General features: G+C 67.6%; 13 protein-coding genes. 6 read left to right on the top strand and 7 right to left on the bottom strand.

Annotated features, from left to right (window positions below; translation table 11 throughout):
- Positions 1 to 21: 21 nt before the first annotated feature.
- From AC56DV_RS11165 to AC56DV_RS11175, 3 genes are read right to left on the bottom strand one after another with little or no spacing between them, the layout of a single operon-like run.
- Positions 22 to 165 carry a hypothetical protein gene (locus AC56DV_RS11165; protein ID WP_496314343.1) on the bottom strand — a complete coding sequence of 48 codons (144 nt, stop codon included), beginning with the start codon at positions 163 to 165 and terminating at the stop codon, positions 22 to 24.
- A 42-nt stretch (positions 166 to 207) separates the two neighbouring features.
- Positions 208 to 1,230 carry a hypothetical protein gene (locus tag AC56DV_RS11170; protein ID WP_496314344.1) on the bottom strand — a complete coding sequence of 341 codons (1,023 nt, stop codon included), beginning with the start codon at positions 1,228 to 1,230 and terminating at the stop codon, positions 208 to 210.
- Complete coding sequence (locus AC56DV_RS11175; RefSeq protein WP_496314345.1) at positions 1,227 to 2,243, bottom strand: NAD(P)-dependent oxidoreductase; 1,017 nt, start codon at positions 2,241 to 2,243, stop codon at positions 1,227 to 1,229. Before AC56DV_RS11175 ends, AC56DV_RS11170 begins: the two co-directional genes overlap by 4 nt.
- A gap of 129 nt (positions 2,244 to 2,372) precedes the next feature.
- Between AC56DV_RS11175 and AC56DV_RS11180 the strand changes: the two genes are divergently transcribed.
- On the top strand, positions 2,373 to 2,960 hold the full coding sequence (locus tag AC56DV_RS11180; RefSeq protein ID WP_496314346.1) for a TetR/AcrR family transcriptional regulator: 588 nt from the start codon (positions 2,373 to 2,375) through the stop codon (positions 2,958 to 2,960).
- 40 nt (positions 2,961 to 3,000) lie between these two features.
- Here AC56DV_RS11180 and AC56DV_RS11185 read toward each other — a convergent pair whose 3' ends face one another.
- Together AC56DV_RS11185 and AC56DV_RS11190 are read right to left on the bottom strand one after the other, a co-directional pair.
- Complete coding sequence (locus AC56DV_RS11185) at positions 3,001 to 3,537, bottom strand: hypothetical protein (RefSeq protein ID WP_496314347.1); 537 nt, start codon at positions 3,535 to 3,537, stop codon at positions 3,001 to 3,003.
- A 12-nt stretch (positions 3,538 to 3,549) separates the two neighbouring features.
- Positions 3,550 to 5,784: a rhamnogalacturonan lyase family protein gene (locus AC56DV_RS11190; protein ID WP_496314348.1), complete on the bottom strand. Its 2,235-nt coding sequence runs from the start codon at positions 5,782 to 5,784 to the stop codon at positions 3,550 to 3,552.
- Positions 5,785 to 6,021: 237 nt separating this feature from the next.
- On the opposite strand from AC56DV_RS11190, the gene AC56DV_RS11195 reads away from it, so the two are divergent.
- The 4 genes from AC56DV_RS11195 to AC56DV_RS11210 are packed head-to-tail and all read left to right on the top strand — an operon-like array spanning position 6,022 to position 9,748.
- Positions 6,022 to 6,612, top strand: a complete 591-nt coding sequence (locus tag AC56DV_RS11195; protein WP_496314349.1) for a LemA family protein — start codon at positions 6,022 to 6,024, stop codon at positions 6,610 to 6,612.
- Position 6,613: 1 nt separating this feature from the next.
- Positions 6,614 to 7,537 (top strand): TPM domain-containing protein, encoded by a 924-nt coding sequence (locus AC56DV_RS11200; protein WP_496314350.1) that lies wholly within the window; start codon positions 6,614 to 6,616, stop codon positions 7,535 to 7,537.
- Positions 7,538 to 7,539: 2 nt separating this feature from the next.
- On the top strand, positions 7,540 to 8,037 hold the full coding sequence (locus AC56DV_RS11205) for a TPM domain-containing protein (protein WP_496314720.1): 498 nt from the start codon (positions 7,540 to 7,542) through the stop codon (positions 8,035 to 8,037).
- A 31-nt stretch (positions 8,038 to 8,068) separates the two neighbouring features.
- A complete protein-coding gene (locus tag AC56DV_RS11210) occupies positions 8,069 to 9,748 on the top strand; it encodes a Na/Pi cotransporter family protein (RefSeq protein ID WP_496314351.1) in 1,680 nt (559 codons plus the stop codon).
- 5 nt (positions 9,749 to 9,753) lie between these two features.
- On the opposite strand, the gene AC56DV_RS11215 is transcribed toward AC56DV_RS11210, so the two are convergent.
- Together AC56DV_RS11215 and AC56DV_RS11220 are read right to left on the bottom strand one after the other, a co-directional pair.
- Positions 9,754 to 10,899 (bottom strand): ABC transporter substrate-binding protein, encoded by a 1,146-nt coding sequence (locus AC56DV_RS11215; protein WP_496314352.1) that lies wholly within the window; start codon positions 10,897 to 10,899, stop codon positions 9,754 to 9,756.
- A gap of 84 nt (positions 10,900 to 10,983) precedes the next feature.
- Complete coding sequence (locus AC56DV_RS11220) at positions 10,984 to 11,901, bottom strand: LysR substrate-binding domain-containing protein (RefSeq protein WP_496314353.1); 918 nt, start codon at positions 11,899 to 11,901, stop codon at positions 10,984 to 10,986.
- 117 nt (positions 11,902 to 12,018) lie between these two features.
- On the opposite strand from AC56DV_RS11220, the gene AC56DV_RS11225 reads away from it, so the two are divergent.
- A complete protein-coding gene (locus tag AC56DV_RS11225; protein ID WP_496314354.1) occupies positions 12,019 to 13,197 on the top strand; it encodes an acyl-CoA dehydrogenase in 1,179 nt (392 codons plus the stop codon).

A 13,197-nucleotide genomic window follows, 5' to 3' on the forward strand; every position in this document is an offset into this window, starting at 1 on the left:
CCCGGCTTCGCCGCCCTCTGCTCATTCGGCCAGGAACGCGTCCATTGCCTTGGTCGGACGGCCTTCGTCGCTCCAGGCGCTGAGGGCGTATTTGCTCCAGCTGCGGGCGCCTTGCGGTTCCCAGTAAATGACGCCCAGGCCTTTGCCATGCGGGACGGCCTTCACCTTGCGCTGAATAGCTGGCAGTAAGCGCTGCGCAGAGTTGATTCAGGTCGCCGGGTCGGGCCCGCTCATGCGTACGCCGAACGCGGTTAGCTGCCTGATCATCGCTTCCGGTGTAAGCAGCACCTCGGGCAGGTACAGGCCCGCCGGCGCCGGGGCGCCGCCATCGAGGCCCAGCAGGCGCTCGACCGCCAGCGCGATGCCGCGCGCGCTCATGGCCGCGTAGCCGGCGTCGTCGACCAGCTCGTAGCGGAAGCGGCCGGTGTTGCCGTCCTTGCGTTCGCCGACGATTTCGATGATCACTTCATGCGAGGCCGGCCCGCCCCGCAGGCTGCCGGCGCTGCGGCCTTCGGCAATGTCGAGCCGCACCGAGCGCGCGCCGGTGGCGTTGGCTATGCCCAGGGTGTCGACCAGCGCGACGGCCGCGCCTTCGCGTGCGATGCCGTCCACGCTGGTGAAGCGGCGCTGCGCCGCGCCGCCGCTTTGCCACACCCAGCGGCCGTCCTGCAGCAGCAAGGGCGCCGTGGCGATGGCGCCGATGCGCTCCATGTCGGCCACGGTCATGGCGCCTGCCGTATCGTCAGGGTCGAACACGAGGCCGATTTCGACCGATTCAATGCTGCGGAACCCGCCGGCGAAGTGCAGGGCCGCGAGCATGGGCGCGGCGCCGATCGAGTGGCCAAGCAGCAGAACCGGGGCGCTGGCCGGCTGGTGGACGTAGCGCGCAACGATGGGACCGATTTCGAATGCCGCCTCGGACAGGGCGACGTAGGCGAAACGGTTCGCTTGCGCGTACTTCATGGCGTTGAGCGCGTGGTCCTTGAGGCAGGCCACCACTGCGCTGAACAGCGTGCCCGGCGCAATGCCCAGGTCCCCGCGCTGCATGTCCACCTGGATCACCGTTGCATTGCCCAGTTCCCTGGCCAGCAGGCCGGCTTTTTCCGCATTGCGCGCGGCAATGGCGATGGGCAGCTGCGGGTGCATGCGGCGCAGCGTGCGCGCGAGCTTGCCGCCCAGGCTGCCCGAGCCGCCGAGCAGCAGGATGGGATGGCGTGCGGCGGCCATCATTGCGCACCTCCGGCCTTGCGGACCAGGCGGGCGCCGAATTCTTCCATGCGGTGCACGGCGTAGCTGGGGGCGATCAGCACCTCGGGCAGGTAGAGACCGGGTTGCACCGGCGCGCCGCCGGCCAGGCCCAACAGGCGTTCCAGGCCCAGCGCCACGCCCAGCGCGGTCAGCGGCGCCTGCCCTTGGGGATGGACGATTTCGTGGCGCACGCTGGCGCTGCCGCCGTCCTGCCGGGTGCCGCTCAATTCGATGATGATCTCGGTCGAGAAGGGCTCGCCACGGCGGCGGCTGGCGGAGGCGCCCATCGCCAGGTCGAGCCGGATGTTGTTGGCCCTGGTGGCCGCTGCCAGGCCGACGATGTCGAACGGGGAGTAGGCCTGCGAGGGCATCGCCACGCCGTCGATGCTGGTGAGCGTGCCGGCGCCGTCCGCCTGCGGCAGCCATTCGAAGCGGCCTTGTTCAAGTACCAGCGCGTTGGGCGCGGTGGTGGTGATGCGCTCGTAGTCCGCGTAGGCGGCTGGGCCGCCCATGTCTTCGTCGTCCAGCACCACGCCGATGCGGATGGTGTCGAGCGAAGCGAACTCCTTGGCGAAGTGCAGGACAGGGAAAACGGCGGCGCCGGCCAGCCAGTGGCTGGCCATCAGCACCGCCGAGCGGTCCGGGTGGTGGATGTATTGCGCCACTTCGGGCGCCATCTCGAAGGTGCCGCTGGAGACGCTCAGGTAGGGGATGGCGCGCGCCTGGGCAAACTTCAGCGAGTTAAGGGTATCGTCCTTGAGGAAGGTGGCCACGGCGCTGAACCGGTCTGCGCCTGGGATGCCCAGGCCGGGCCGGGTGAGGTCGACCGCGACGGCGATGGCGTTGCCGATTTCGGCGGCGATCCGGTTTGCCTTGGTCATGTCGCGGCCGCCGATGGCGATGGGCAGCGCGGGATGCAGGCGGCGCAGTGCGCGGGCGGCGTGTGCGCCGACGATGCCCGAACCGCCGATGATGAGAACTGGTGTGTGCGTCATGCTGGCTCCTTGATGTTTAAATTACCTGCAGCAACCTACTGAAGTTAAGTTACTAATCGTAGGTTACGAAGCGTAGCATAGCACGTTATAATCGGCTGTCAAGAACCGGAGAACTAACGGAGAAACTCAATGAGCACTACGCCATCGAAGCGGCTGTCGAAGGAAATGCGGCGCGAGCAGTTGCTGGAAACGGCACGCCGTATCGTGCGGGAAGAGGGAACCGATCTGCTGACGCTGGGCTACCTGGCCGAGCGCGCGGGGGTCAGCAAGCCGATCGCGTACGAGCATTTCGAGACGCGCTCGGGCTTGCTCATCGCGCTGTACAAGCACTTCGACGACCAGCAGGCGGTGGCGCTGCACGAGGCGTTGAAGCGCACGCCGAAGCAGCTGAAGGACGTGGCGGCGCTGCTCGGTGGTGCTTATGTGGATTGCTACAAGTCGATGGGGCCGGAGTGGCACGCCATTTCGGCCGCGCTGAAAGGCGACGAGCAGATGGAGGCATTCCAGCAGGAGCTGATCGACAGTTATGTCGATATCTATTGCGACGTCTTCGCGCCGTATTGCGGCCTGCCGAAGAAGGAGCTGCGCCTGCGATGCGTGGGCATTATCGGCGCAGCGGAAGCGATTACCAGGGAGATGCAGCGCGGCCGCGTTGCCGCAGGCGCTGCTGCGGCGGCGATCGCGTCGCTGATGGTGAGCTGGCTGGCGCAAGCTTAGGCGGCGGCAGGCACGTGCCGCCGCCATTGCGCGGCGTTGTTTACGCCGCCTGCTGCCTGGTCCTGCGCGATGAACGCATGGCCAGCAAGCCCGCCACCAGCAGCACCGCCGTACCCGGGACCGGGATGGCGTTGATGGCGAAGGACTGCAGCGGCGAGTCGTCCAACTGCGCCGGATTGTAGAACGCGTCGTTGCTCCAGTCGAACAAGCCGTTGCCGGCCGAGGTGTCCAGCGTCAGCGTGGCGCCCATGTCCACCAGCGTGAGGTAGAAGCCGGCGTCATGGCCGCCCATGTCGGCCGGGTTGGTGTTGGCGAGGAACAGCCACGATTCGGGCTGCGCGTTCTCCAGGTTCCACACCTTGTTGATGGCGGTGGTCTGCGCCAGGTCCACCAGCGTGCCGGTGACCTGCGTGATGCCGTAGGGCGAGGCGCCGTCGTAGTGGAACTGGCCGCTGAACCGGCCGTCGCGCCAGGTGGCGTCGAACTGGTACCAGCCCATGTGAGCGGCCAGCGCCGATGGCGAGAACAGGCTTAGCGCCAGCGCGCCCCATGCGCAAAGTGCGTGCAACTTTTTCATTTGGTCTCCCTGTTATGGCACGAGCAGTTCGTCGATGTTGGCCAGGCTTTGGCCGGTGGACTCGAAGCGCAGCGTGTTGTTGCTGCCGGCAGCCAGGTTGACGGTGGCGGTCATGGTGGTCCAGGCGGTCCAGCTGCCGGTGATCTTGAAAGTGATGGCCTGTGAAACGCCGTTCACTTTCAGCACGCCGGTGCGCGGCGTCGGGTTGCCGTTGGCGTAGCGGATGGTGATGGTCTTGGCGCCGCCGGCGCCGCCGTTGATGCGGCCGAACTCCGCGCTGCCGCCGCTGGCCGGGAAGCTCAGGAAGCCGGTGTGGCGGTAGCCGGCGCGGTCCGTCCTGGCGGCCGTGCCGCCGCCTACGATGGCGGTTTCCGCCTGCACCGTGCCGCTGCCGTCATACGGGATGTGCACCGGCTCCTGCGGGAAGGAGGTGGCGCCGTGGCCGAGGAAGAAGCTCGGGTGCGGCGGCTGGTTGTAGCCGGCGTTCTGCGCCGCCACCTGGCTGCGGTACTGCGGGTTGTGCATCAGGGTGTTGATGCGGGTGGCGGTGGGGATGGCGGTGCTGTAGATCTGCAGCTCGGTGTTGCTGCTGTTGCGCCAGATGACTTCCTCGCGCCAGTCGCCGAACAGGTCGGCCGTCAGCACCGGCGTGGCCTTGGTGCCGTTGTTGGAGGCGGCGCCGTTGAGGGCGGCGTCGACGATCTTGCTGCCGGTGCGGGTGACGGGGTCGAACTTGTCGATCGAGGTGCCGCCCATGGGTTCGCGCAGCAGGTCGCCGTCCCACCAGGCCGCGAAGTTCATGTAGGCGGTGGGCGCGGTGGTGTTGATCAGCGCGCCGGTGGCGGTGCGGAAGCCGCCACGGCTGGCCCAGCATTCCTCGCCCGCGTAGTTGGGGTCGACGTCGAAGCACACGCCGCGCCCCACGTCCGCGTTGGAGCCGCTGGCGCCCCAGATCAGCGCGCCGGTGGCCGCGTCGTGCATGCCGGAGCCGGTGGCGCCGTAGGCTGCCGGCGTTTCGTGGATCATGTACACCTGCAAGCCGGGGCGGTTCGGGTCGAATTTACCGAAGTGCAGCGCGTCGCCATGGCCCAGGCCGGTGGCGTACTTGAACTGGCCGTAGCTGTCGATGGTGGCGGCGCCGTAGACGATGTCGTCCTTGCCGTCGCCGTCGGCGTCGCCGGTGGCGAACCAGTGCGCGCCCTGGCCGCGCGCGGCGGCGCCGGATTCATTGGTGTCGAACACCCAGCGGCTGGTGAGCGCGCCGTCGCGCCAGTCCCATGCCGCGATCACGGCGCGCGTGTAGTAGCCGCGCGAGAAGATCGCGCTGGGGCGGCTGCCGTCCACGTTGGCCACGCCGCCCAGGAAGCGGTCGACCCGGTTGCCGTAGTTGTCGCCCCAGGAGGACACGGTGCCGCGCGCGGGCAGGTAGTTGGCGGTCTTCATGGCGGCGCCGGTCAGGCCGTTGAACACGGTGAGGAATTCCGGGCCGCTCAGGATGTAGCCGGCGCTGTTGCGGTGGTCTGCGCTGGCCGAGCCGATCACCGTGCCCACGCCGTCCACGGTGCCGTCGGCAGTCTTGGCCATCACTTCGGCCTGGCCGTCGCCGTCGAAGTCGTAGGCCAGGAAGGTGGTGTAGTGGGCGCCGGCGCGGATGTTCTTGCCCAGGTCGATGCGCCACATGCGGGTGCCATCCAGCTTGTAGGCGTCCAGGTAGGTGTTGCCGGTGTAGCCGGACTGCGAATTGTCCTTGGCGTTGGTGGGCTGCCACTTGATGATGATTTCATAGCTGCCGTCGCCATCCAGGTCGGCTGTCGAGCCGTCGTTGATCTCGTAGGTGTAGGCTTCGCCGGTGGGCGTGGTGCCGGCGGCGGGCGCCTGCACGGGAATGGATTTATAGGGGGTGGCCCAGGTGGCGCCGGCCTCGAAGCCCGGCTGTTCCACGCCGTCCACCACCGCGCGCACCGAGTAGCTGCTGGCTGCGGTGCCGGCGGCATCCGTGTAGTTGAGCGCGTCCAGCGGGGTGGCGTTCAGCTTGGTGGCGCCGCGGTATACATTGAAGGTGGTGCCTGCCGCGTCGCCGGCCAGCTGGCGCCAGCTGACGAACACGCCGGCCGCGGACTTGATGGCGACCGCGCCGCGATTCAGGTTTTCGATCTGCTTGCCGGGCGAGGTGATGACGGCGTTCGCACTGCCGGCCATGGCCATCAGTGCGAGTAGAAGGTACGAGGCTGTTGCTTTCCGAAGCATGGTTTTGTCTCCCTTGAGTGGATTGTTTTTTTGCGCCTGCGTTGCCAAAGGTACTGGAAAAAGTTTGCATAATGTTCATGCGGGGAGGGCCGGGATGCAATCGCTCAACAAGTCGAGCAAAGCCGTTGTATTCGCGCCAGCGGCCCTGTCATGCGCCGCTGGGCGCCACATGCGTATAGACTGGAGCCGACCATGGATCAGTTGGGAGGACATATGCGCAGGTTCGGAATACTGGTAATGCTGGCGGCCACGATGCTGCTGGGCGGGTGCGGCTACAACACGCTGCAGGCGGGCGACGAGCAGGTGAAGGCCAACTGGTCCGAGGTGGTGAACCAGTACCAGCGCCGGGCGGACCTGGTGCCGAACCTGGTGAACACGGTGAAGGGCTACGCGGCGCACGAGAAGGAAGTGCTGACGCAGGTGGCCGAGGCGCGCTCCAGGGCCGGCGCGATCCAGGTGACGCCGGAGCTGCTGAACGATCCGGCGGCGTTCGCGCGCTTCCAGGAGGCGCAGGGCCAGCTGTCCGGCGCGCTGTCGAGGCTCATTGCGGTGAGCGAAAACTATCCGCAGCTGAAGGCGGACGCCGGCTTCCGCGACCTGCAGGCGCAGCTTGAAGGCACGGAGAACCGCATCGCGGTGGCGCGCAACCGCTATATCAAGTCGGTGCAGGACTATAACGTGACGGTGCGCTCCTTCCCCACCAACCTGGTGGCGATGATGTTCGGCCACGGCGTGAAGCCCAACTTCTCGGTGGAGAACGAGAAGGCCATTTCCAAGCCGCCGGCGGTCAATTTCGACACACCGCCCCAGCCGCAGCCCGGGAAGTGACATGGCCGCCCTCAGGTTCTGGCTGCTGGGATTGCTGCTGGCGTGCGCGCAGTGCCTGCACGGCGCAGGCGCGCAGGAGCCGGCCGCCGTCCCGGTGCTGAACCGGCCCGTCACGGACCTGACGGCCACGCTGGACGCCGCGCAAACCGCCCGGCTGGAGGAAAGCCTGCGCGCCTTCGAGCAGCGCAAGGGCAGCCAGATCGCGGTGCTGATCGTGAAGAGCACCAAACCGGAGGCTATCGAGCAGTTTGCCATCCGGCTGGCGGAACAATGGAAAATCGGCAGGAAAAAGGTCGATGACGGGGCGATCCTGATCGTCGCCAAGGAAGACCGGGCCTTGCGCATCGAAGTGGGTTATGGGCTGGAAGGCGCGCTCAACGACGCCACCAGCAAGCGCATTATCGAGGAGGCCATCACGCCGCGTTTCCGCGCCGGGGATTTCTATGGCGGCATCGCCGCCGGCCTGGATAGCATGATGAAGGTGATAGACGGCGAGCCGCTGCCGCCGCCTGCTCCCCGGGCCGGACAGGCGGGGCGGGCGGGGCAATCAGGGCAGTTCGGCTTCTCCGGGGGCATCGGGCAGATGCTGCCGGTGGCGCTGGTGGCGGCCGTGGTGCTGGGCGGCGTGCTGCGCGCAGTGCTGGGACGTTTCGCCGGAGCGGCGATCACCGGCGGCGTGATCGGCGTCGGCGCGTTCCTGATGGCGGGCGTGCTGGCCGCAGCGCTGGCGGGCGGCATCGCCTTCCTGTTTACGCTGCTGGGCGGGGGGCACTCGGGGCTGGGCGGCATGGCGTCGCGGCGCGGCCACGGCGGCGGGATCGCCGGCGGTTTGGGCGGCCTGGGCGGCGGTGGCGGTTTCGGCGGCGGCGGCTGGGGCGGTGGTGGCGGCGGCTTTGGCGGCGGCGGTGCGTCGGGAAGGTGGTAGCCATGGATATCCGGCGCTTCCTGCGGCATTTGCTTACCACCCGCGCGGCGGTCAGGCGGCACTTTCCGCCGGCGTCGCTGCAGGCCATCGAGGCTGCGATCGCCGAGTCCGAGCGCGGCCACCGGGGCGAGATCCGCTTCGTCATCGAGCCGGCGCTGGAGCCGGGGCAGCTGATGGCAGGGATGGCGCCGCGCGAGCGGGCTCTGGAGGTTTTCTCCGAGCTGCGGGTGTGGGATACTGAAGAGAACAGCGGCGTGCTGATTTATGTGCTGTTCGCCGACCACGCCATCGAGATCGTGGCCGACCGGGGCATCCATGCCGCCGCCGGCAGGCCGGCTTGGGAGCGCATCGCGGCGGACATGGAAACCGCCTTCGCTGCGGGCGATTACGGGGCCGGCGCGCTGCGTGGCGTCGCCGCCGTGACGGCCGAACTGCGGCGCCACTTGCCGCGCGGCGGCGGCGGGGCTGACGAGCTGCCGAACGAGGTGACGCTGCTCTGATGGCACCGCATAGCGTATAGCGGAGGCAAGGATGGGAACGAAAGTCCTGCTGGACCTGCTGGGAGGCGTGGCCCTGCTGCTGTGGGGCCTGCACATGGTGCACAGCGGTATCGTGCGCGCGTTCGGCAGCAAAATACGGCGTTTCCTGGGACTGATACTGCAAAGCCGATACCGGGCCTTCGCGGCCGGCGTCGGGGTGACCGCCGTGCTGCAAAGCAGCACCGCCACCGCGCTGATGCTCAGTTCATTCGCCGCGTCCGGCCTGGTGGGGCTGGTGCCCGCGCTGGCGGTCATGCTGGGGGCGAACGTGGGCACCACGCTCATCGTCCAGCTGCTGTCGTTCGATTCCTCCGCTTTCGCGCCGGTGCTGCTGATAGGCGGCGTGGCCGCGTTCAAGCGGGGCAGCCGCACCGTCGTCAAGGACCTGGGCCGCGTCGCCATCGGCCTGGGGTTGGTGCTGCTGTCGCTGCACCTGCTGCTCGACAGCCTGTCGCCGGCCGAACATGCTCCCGCCGTGCGCGCGCTGTTTGCGGCCATTACCGGCGAACCGCTGCTGGCGCTGCTGATCGGCGCGGCGCTGACCTGGGCGGCGCATTCCAGCGTGGCCATCATCCTGCTGACGATGTCGCTGGCCGCGTCGAACTTCGTGTCCCCGGTGGCCGCCCTGGCCCTGGTGCTGGGCGCGAATCTCGGCAGCGCGCTCAATCCGCTGGTGGAAGGCGCCGCCAGCAGCAACCCCGCCGACCGCCGCCTGCCGGTCGGCAACCTGATCAACCGGGTGGCAGGCTGCGTGCTGTTCCTGCCGCTGCTCGGCCCCATTGTCCAGCTGATCCAGGCCATCGACCCCAACCCGGTGCGGCTGGCGGCCGATTTCCATGCGTTGTTCAACCTGGTCATGGCGCTGCTGTTCATCCTGCCGCTGGGGGCGTTCGCGCGGCTGCTGGAACGAATGCTGCCGGACGTGAAGAGCGGCAGCGATTTGTCGGTGCCGCTGTACCTCGGCGCAAGCGTGAACGACACGCCTTCGGTGGCGCTGGCGTGCGCCGCGCGCGAAACGCTGCGCATGGGCGACATCGTCGACACCATGCTGGAGCAGGCCATGACGGCGATCCTGACCAACGACCGCAAGCTGGTCTACGAAGTGAGCCAGAAGGACAACGCGGTGGACCGCCTGCACGAGGCGGTGAAGCTGTACGTGATCAATGTGACGCACGGCTCGCTGGACGAGGCGGACGCGCGGCGCGCCGTGGAGGTATTGAGCCTGGCGATCAACCTGGAACACATCGGCGACATCATCGACAAGAACCTGATGGAACTGGCCAGCAAGAAGATCAAGCGCCAGCTGCAGTTCTCCGCCGAGGGCGCGCGCGAGCTGCAGGAATTCCACCGCGTGGTGCGCGACAATCTCAGGGTCGCCATGGCCGTCTTCCTGTCCGCAGACCTGAAATCGGCGCGCCGCCTGCTGAGCGAGAAATCGCGCATCCGGGAGCTGGAGTTCGCCGCTTCCGAGAACCACATCGCGCGCCTGAAGGAAGGGCGGATCGAGAGCATCGAAACCAGTTCGCTGCACATCGACATCCTGCGCGACCTGAAGCGCATCCACTCGCACATCTGCTCCGCCGCCTATGCCGCGCTGGAGACGGCGGGGGAGCTGGACCGGTCGTTTGCGCGCTGGCGCGACACTGAAACCGTTATGGCGCGCGGCAAGTAGGCCGCTCAAAGTTTGCTGGCCGGAACCGGCTTGCCTTTCTGGACCTTGGTCAGGTAGACCTTGTTCAAGCCCTGGTGGTCCTGCGGGCCGAAGGCGATATCGAGTCCGCCCAGGTTGACGCTCATTTTCTCCAGCGCGGCCAGGAAGCCGGCGCGGGTCAGGTCGGGCCCGGCCTTCTTCAAGCCTTCCACCAGCGCCACCGCGTCGATGTAGCCTTCAAGCGAGGTGTAGTCGTATTCGCTCACGCCGGCGGCCTTCATGTCGGCCTGGTATTGCTTGACGATGGGGATGGAGTCGTCGAACGGCGACGGCACCACCTGGGTGATGTAGACGCCTTCGGCCGCATCGCCGGCGGCCTTGATGAAATTGGCCGTGCCGACAAAGGACAGGTTGAAGAACTTCGGCTTGTAGCCGGCGGCGTGGGCCTTCTGCACCAGCGCGGCGCAAGCCTTGTAGGTGCCCACCATCAGAACCGCTTCCGGCTTGACCGCCAGCAGCGCCGCCAGGCCGGCGTCGACGTCCTCGGTGTTGCGCATGTAGTGGCCTTCGGCCGCGATGTTCATCTTGCGCTTCTGGAGCGCCAGCAGCAGGCCTTCCTTGCCCACCTTGCCATAGGTGTCCTCCTGGTAGAACAGGCCGAACTTGGTGGCGCCGGCGTCGGTGATCAACCGGTCGACCTGCATCTCGATCTCGTTAAAGTAGGACGAGCGGATATTGAACACGAATTTGTTGACCGGCGCGCGCAGGAATTCGGCGCCGGTGAACGGTGCGAAGAACGGCACGCCGTTGTCCACGGCCAGCGGCAGGGCGGCCTTGCTGGTGGGCGTGCCGACGTAGCCGAACAGGGCGAACACGTTGTCTTTCTTGATCAGTTTCTCGGTCGCGCTGGCGGTGCGGGGCGGGTCGTAGCCGTCGTCTTCGCTGACCAGGGTGATCTTGCGCCCGTTCACGCCGCCCGCCGCATTGACTTTCTTGAAGTAAGCTTCGCTGCCGGACTTGATGCCGAGGCCCAGCCCGGCGGTCGGCCCGCTCAGGGCGTTGGCCATGCCGATCTTGATTTCCGTGGCGGTGACGCCGCTTTCCGCCATGGCGGTTGACGTTAACGATGCAAGGAACAGGGCTGCGGCCGCGATAAGGGCTGTGGTTTTCATCTCTTCTCACTTTCAAGTTGGGCCGGCGTTGGGCTGCCGGTAATTCAGTGAATGTGGCTATGAGCTGAAACCACAGTAGTCCTTTCAGCCCGGGATGACAAGTGCCCGCTGCGCCTGGTGCAACAGCCAGAGCCGGAACTGCTCCAGCGCGGGCGTGTCCGGCGCCGTCTCGGGCGTCACCAGGTAGTAGGCGCGCTGCCCGCCCAGCGGCTTGTTGCACACCACCTGCAGCTCGCCCCGCAGCAGTTCGGCCTCCACCAGCATGCGCGGCAGCAGCGCCACGCCCAGGCCGTGCGCGGCGGCCACCGCCTGCATCGAAAACAGTTCGTAGCGCGGCCCGTGCATGGCCAGCTCGGTCTCCACCCCCATGGCGTCGAACCACTGGCGCCAGGCGTCGGGACGGGTGCTCTGCTGCAGCAGCGGCAGGCGCGCAATGTCCTGCGGCCCCCAGCGCTTGCGCCCGGCCAGCAGCCGCGGGCTGGCCACCGGCAGCACCGTTTCCGGCATTAGCATCACCGCGCGCGTGCCGGCCCAGTTGGCGATCTGCTCCGGGCTGCCGGCGTACAGCGCGGCGTCGAACTCGGCCTCGGCGAACATGAAGGGGCGCGTGCGGGCGTCCACGTGCACCACGATGTCCGGATGCCCGGCGTGCAGGTCGGCCAGGCGCGGCAGCAGCCAGCGGGTGGCGAAAGTGGGCACGGAGGCCAGCCTGATGGTGCCGCCGGCGCCTTGCCGGGCCATGGCGTCCAGCGTGTCGCGCTCCAGGCCCGCCAGCCGCAGCGCCACCTGGCGCGCGTAGGCCGTGCCGGCCGGCGTGAGCGCCACGCCGTGGCGGGTGCGCTGGAACAGGCGCACGCCGAGGAAGTCTTCCAGCGCCGCCACTTGGCGCGACACGGCGCCCTGGGTCAGCGACAGTTCCCGCGCGGCGTTGGTATAGCTCTCGTGCCGGGCCGCCGCCTCGAAGCAGGTCAGCGATTGCAGCATGGGGATCTTGCGTGTCATGGCGTGTTATGAGCGTTGTTCATATCTGGATGAGTATAAATCGTTTGCCGGGAAGGTGGGGCGCCACTAATATCGGGCCATCCTTCCACCCCACGTACTGAGCACCCCGAGGCCGAAATGACCAAGACCGCATTCAACTGGAGTTCCCCCCTGCTGCTGGACGAGCAGCTGCACGCCGAGGAACGCGCCGTGCGCGACGCCGCGCGCGAGTATAGCCAGGGCCGCCTGGCCGGGCGCGTGCTGGAAAATTTCCGCCACGAGAAGACCGACGCTTCCATCTTCCGCGAGATGGGCGAACTGGGCCTGCTGGGCGTGACCATTCCGGAGGCCTACGGCGGCACGGGCCTGAACTACGTCTGCTACGGCCTGGCGGCGCGCGAGGTGGAGCGCGTCGACTCCGGCTACCGCTCGATGATGAGCGTGCAGTCCTCGCTGGTGATGGTGCCCATTTATGAATTCGGCAACGAGGCCACGCGCCGGAAGTACCTGCCCAGGCTGGCCAGCGGCGAATCGATCGGCTGCTTCGGCCTGACCGAGCCGGATCACGGTTCCGACCCCGGCTCCATGGTCACCCGCGCCCGCAAGACCGACGGCGGCTACCTGCTCACCGGCGCCAAGATGTGGATCACCAACAGCCCGATCGCGGACGTGTTCGTGGTGTGGGCCAAGGATGACGAGGGCGCAATCCGCGGCTTCGTGCTGGAGAAGGGCTGGCAGGGCCTGAGCGCGCCCGCCATCCACGGCAAGATGGGCCTGCGCGCCAGCATCACCGGCGAGATCGTGATGGACAATGTGTTCTGCCCCGAGGAGAACGCCTTCCCCGACGTGCGCGGCCTGAAAGGCCCGTTCACCTGCCTGAACAGCGCCCGCTACGGCATCGCCTGGGGCGCGCTGGGCGCGGCCGAGGACTGCTTCGAGAAGGCGCGCCAGTACACGCTGGACCGCAAGCAGTTCGGCCGCCCGCTGGCCGCCAACCAGCTGATACAGAAGAAGCTGGCCGACATGCTGACCGAGATCGCCATGGGCCTGCAGGGTTGCCTGCGCCTGGGCCGCATGAAGGACGAGGGCACGGCGGCGGTGGAGCTGACCTCCATCATGAAGCGCAACAGCTGCGGCAAGGCGCTCGACATCGCCCGCATGGCGCGCGACATGATGGGCGGGAACGGCATCAGCGACGAGTTCGGCGTGATCCGCCACCTGCTCAACCTGGAAGTGGTGAACACCTACGAAGGCACGCACGACGTGCACGCGCTGATCCTCGGGCGTGCCATCACCGGCCTGCAGGCCTTCTCCTGA

Source organism: Massilia sp. BGA-UO-ETr-WB1 (assembly GCF_059567845.1).